Origin of the sequence: Candidatus Palibaumannia cicadellinicola (assembly GCF_002855795.1) — a bacterium.
In the GTDB taxonomy this organism is placed as follows: domain Bacteria; phylum Pseudomonadota; class Gammaproteobacteria; order Enterobacterales; family Enterobacteriaceae; genus Baumannia; species Baumannia cicadellinicola_C.
This window is the reverse complement of the sequence record NZ_NJPO01000144.1, coordinates 1-4,581: the sequence shown is the minus strand read 5'-3', so window position 1 is coordinate 4,581 and position 4,581 is coordinate 1. Positions and strand designations below refer to the sequence as shown.

The window sequence follows — 4,581 nt, the reverse complement described above, 5'->3', positions numbered from 1 at the left end:
GATAAATATCGATACCTCGTATCACTCATCTAAAGGAAATAAAATTAATTGAGTACAGTAGAAAGTATTATTAACCCTATGACTTTACCACTTCAACATAGTTGCTTAATTGAAGCTTCTGCTGGTACCGGAAAAACTTATACTTTAGTTGCGCTTTATCTCAGGTTACTACTAGGGATAGGCGGAGAATCCGCCTACGCTCGGCCATTAAGTGTAAAAGAAATTTTATTAGTAACATTTACTGATGCTATTACCCAAGAGCTACGCAGCCGTATCCGCGATAATATCCACCGTTTACGTCTATCCTGTTTTTGTGGCTATAGTGATGATCCACTGCTAGCAAACCTGCTGGTGCAAATCACAAATTTACCACTAGCTGCACGTCAATTACTTGCTGCAGAACAGCAAATAGACGAGGCAGCAATATTTACCATTCATAGTTTTTGCCAGAGAATGCTCAATTATGGCTCGTTAGAATCTGGAGTGTTGTTCCAGAACAAGTTTTTAGAAAATGAATCACATTTACTTCAGCAGATAAGCGCTGACTTCTGGCGCCGTTACTGCTATCCATTACCAGAGAACGTAGCGCGAATAGTTCAGCAACAATGGAAAAGCCCTAATGATTTACTAACGGAACTATTACCTTACCTGCATAGCGAAGCGCTAGTTATTTGTAATATACAGTATCAAAAAGAGTCAATTATTGATTGTCATAACCGCATTATTATTAATATTAATTCCTTAAAACAACAGTGGTGTACTTTTGCACCGCATCTACATATTATCCTAGATATCAATAATCTCAATAGATTAGTATATAGTAAGACAAAAATATTATCTTGGTTGAAAAAAATCAGCTTATGGGCTAATGAACCAACAATAGATTACGAAATACCGATTGAACTAGAACAATTTAAAACTTCCGTGCTGAAGAAAAATACTCTCCAAGGAGAACCACCGCATCATTTACTATTTGCGTCTATAGAACAATTCTACCGTAATCCTTTCTCACTACGAGAATTCATTTTGATGTTAGCGCTCGACGAGATACGTCAAGCTTTAGAGCAAGAAAAAAAACTACGGGATGAAATAGGATTTGACGATCTACTCAGGCGCTTCGATAGTGCTCTAGCTAGTAAAGGGGGCGAAGCGCTAGCACAGTCAGTGCGCAGTAGATATCCGGTGGCGATGATCGATGAGTTCCAGGATACCGACCCACAGCAATACCGCATATTTAATCGATTATACGGTGTGTCTAATAGTTCAGTATTATTACTAATAGGAGATCCTAAGCAGGCTATTTACTCGTTTCGTGGTGCTGATATTTTTATATATATGCGTGCACGTGAATTAGTCAAGCATCACTATACACTAGATACTAACTGGCGTTCAGCTCCTGGAATGGTTAATGCGGTAAACCAGCTATTCTTGTGCTTACCTAAGCCTTTTATTTTTCGTGACATTCCATTTAAACCAGTGGCAGCCGCAGAGTCTAACGTTAACTTACGGTTCTTACTACACGACCAACCGCAACCTGCAATGCGATTATGGCTACAAGTAAGTAATGCCGTGAGAGTTAGCGATTACCAACACATGATGGCGCGCCAGTGTGCAGTTACTGTAAGCGACTGGCTAAAAGCTGCTTCCGCTGGGCTTGCTTGGCTAGAAGATAATAAAGGAAAGGAGTTATTGCAGGCATCGGATATTGCTATTTTGGTACGTAATCGCAACGAAGCAGCGCTGATTAGCGATGCCCTGACAGTATTGTCGATTCAGTCTATTTACCTTTCTAACTTTAACAGCGTATTTAAGACAACTGAAGCACGTGAAATAATGTGGCTATTACAGGCTGTTTTGGAGCCTGAACAAGATACTAAACTACGCTGTGCTTTAGCTACCAGCTTACTAAGCTGTAACGCAGATATTATCGATACCTTCAATATTGATGAGCACTTACGTAATAAATGGAGAGCTGAATTTTTTACCTACCGCGACATTTGGCTACAGCGCGGCGTTTGGCCTATGTTGCATTATATAATAACCAGAAATAGTATTGCTGAATTATTACTAGCCTGCAGCGGCGGTGAGCGTTGTCTAACAAACGTGTTACATTTAGGTGAGTTGTTACAGGCCGCATCGGTACAACTGAATAATGAATATGCGCTAGTGCGTTGGCTAGCTTCGCAGATTAGATTCCCAAATGATAAAGATAAAAATCAGCAACTATGGCTAGAAAGTGATCGTAATCTGGTGCAGATTGTCACAGTACATAAATCTAAAGGATTAGAGTTTCCACTAGTTCTGCTGCCATTTGCTTCTAATTTCCGACAGACAAAATGGTCATTATTTCACGACCGACAACAATATCAGGCTTGGTTTGATCTAAGTGCCGCGCCGAATAGTATAAAACTAGCGGAGGAGGAACGTCTAGCAGAAGATTTAAGGCTACTGTATGTGGCGGTGACTCGTTCTATTTACCACTGCTGTATCGGCATAGCTCCGCTATTCCACGGTAACCGTAAAAAAACGGGTGCCAGCGATTTGCACCTCAGTGCCTTAGGTTATCTCATACAACAGGGAAATTATGGAAACGCTCAATTTTTACGTGACCAATTAGAAAAGCTTTTGTTTCGTGCTAGAGGAGATATAGCATTATGTGACATTAAACATCCACAATCTTTACCGTTGACACTAGTACCAGCACAACCTAAGACGGTTAATGTCGCTCTAAGCGCCCGATATTGGCCTAATCCTAAGTTTGATATCTGGCGAGTAACTAGTTACACCGGGTTACGGCGACATAGTACATCGTTAATGGTAGATTTACAACCATGGCTAGATGTAGAAGTCGAAGAGGAAGCGAGTAATAACTCTAACCGTCAGCAGAATATAGAGCCACCAACACCACATACTTTCCCATGTGGTGTATTCGCTGGAAAATTTTTGCATAGCCTATTTGAAACCATAGATTTTACTAGGCAACTAGATAGTAATTGCTTGAGCACGAAACTAGCTAAAAATAGTATTGATCAACGTTGGCTACCAGTGATCCAACAGTGGATCAAAACAATAATTACTACGTCGCTAAACGGTACGACACTATCGCTGAATAGGCTAGATCGCGGGAGCTATTTCGCTGAGTTACCATTTGTTCTATCTGTAAACACAGTGGTTAAGGCGCAAGATATAGACAAATTATGTAAGCATTATGATCGGTTATCCGCGCGGTGTCCACCGCTTGATTTTCCACCAGTCAAAGGACTCCTAAAAGGAGTTATTGATCTTGTGTTCTGTTGGCAAAAGCGTTATTACCTGCTGGATTATAAATCAAATTGGCTTGGTGAAGATAATGATGCCTACACCAGTCTAGCTGTAGAGCAGGCTATGATCGCGCATCGATACGAATTACAATACCAGCTTTATACCCTAGCGCTGCACCGTTATATGCGTCACCGGTTGGTTGATTACGACTATCAACGTGATTTTGGGGGTATTTTTTATCTGTTTATCCGTGGTTTTGACATGAATTGTCCTGATTTGTCTAATAACAGTATTTACACGTGCCGGCCAGATGTAGCGTTTATAAATCAATTAGATCAGATGTTTAGCTGCTAAGCAATACATTTAGGTAAAAAATTATGTTATGTAAGTGTAAATATTAATTAATAATTGAAGCGACAGGTATCTTGATGGAAGAAATCATACTCCAGGCACAGAAGCTACGTTTATGGCTACCGTTAGATATTCAATTTGCTCGTATGATAGCAGCCCCATCGCATTCGCCGCAGGCATTATTGCTAGCAAGCGCTTGTCTTAGTGCTGATGTAAGAGTAGGACATGTTTGTCTACCGCTATCACAGTTGACACCAAAGAAATTATTCGAAGGTCGTTACCCAAAACTAGCACGGCTGGCGTGGCAACAAGTTGGTAGCCCCAAGTTTGAAGCTTGGCCATTTTTGCTACTAACATCACAGTCAGTCAGCGATGGTTCACGTTCAACGCCCTTAGTACTAGATAACCAGCGGCTTTATTTTCATCGTATGTGGCGACATGAATGCACTATTGCTAACTTTTTTCAACGACCGTTTAAGCTGGTGGCTTATGATGAGAAACGGATTCGTGTCGTACTAGATAGCCTTTTTCCTACGAAAAATAAGATGATTGACTGGCAGAAAATTGCTATTGCTGTAGCCATAACCGAACAGGTGGCGCTAATATCAGGCGGTCCTGGTACTGGTAAAACCACGATGGTTGCTAAACTATTAGCAGCAATATTGCTTATGATTGATAATACGTGTTTACGTTTACGCATTGTTATAGTTACCCCAACCGGCAAAGTAGCTGCTAGTATGAATGAGTATTTTGCCTTAGCAATACAGAAAATGAGATTAGACAACAGCTTGCGCCAACAGATTGCCTGTCAGGCAATGACTTTACATAGATTGTTAGGTGTGCAACCTAATAACCAGCGCATGCGCTACCATCGTGATAATCCGCTACATGTAGATGTTCTGATTATTAATGAAACATCAATGATTGATTTTAGGATTATGGCTAATCTTATCGATGCTCTTCCGCCCC

2 protein-coding genes are annotated in these 4,581 nt (G+C 40.7%); both read left to right on the top strand.

What is annotated here, in order from left to right; all coding sequences use genetic code 11:
• Positions 1-78 precede the first annotated feature (78 nt).
• Positions 79-3,615, top strand: a complete 3,537-nt coding sequence (gene recB, locus CEX73_RS02700; protein ID WP_101627051.1) for an exodeoxyribonuclease V subunit beta — start codon at positions 79-81, stop codon at positions 3,613-3,615.
• Between the two features lie 74 nt (positions 3,616-3,689).
• Positions 3,690-4,581: AAA family ATPase (locus tag CEX73_RS02695; protein WP_260081345.1), on the top strand; the 892-nt coding region annotated here is incomplete at its 3' end.

Coding starts and splice junctions, on each gene's coding strand:
- recB (WP_101627051.1), top strand. CDS start 79: ATGACTTTACCACTTCAACATAGTTGCTTAATTGAAGCTTCTGCTGGT.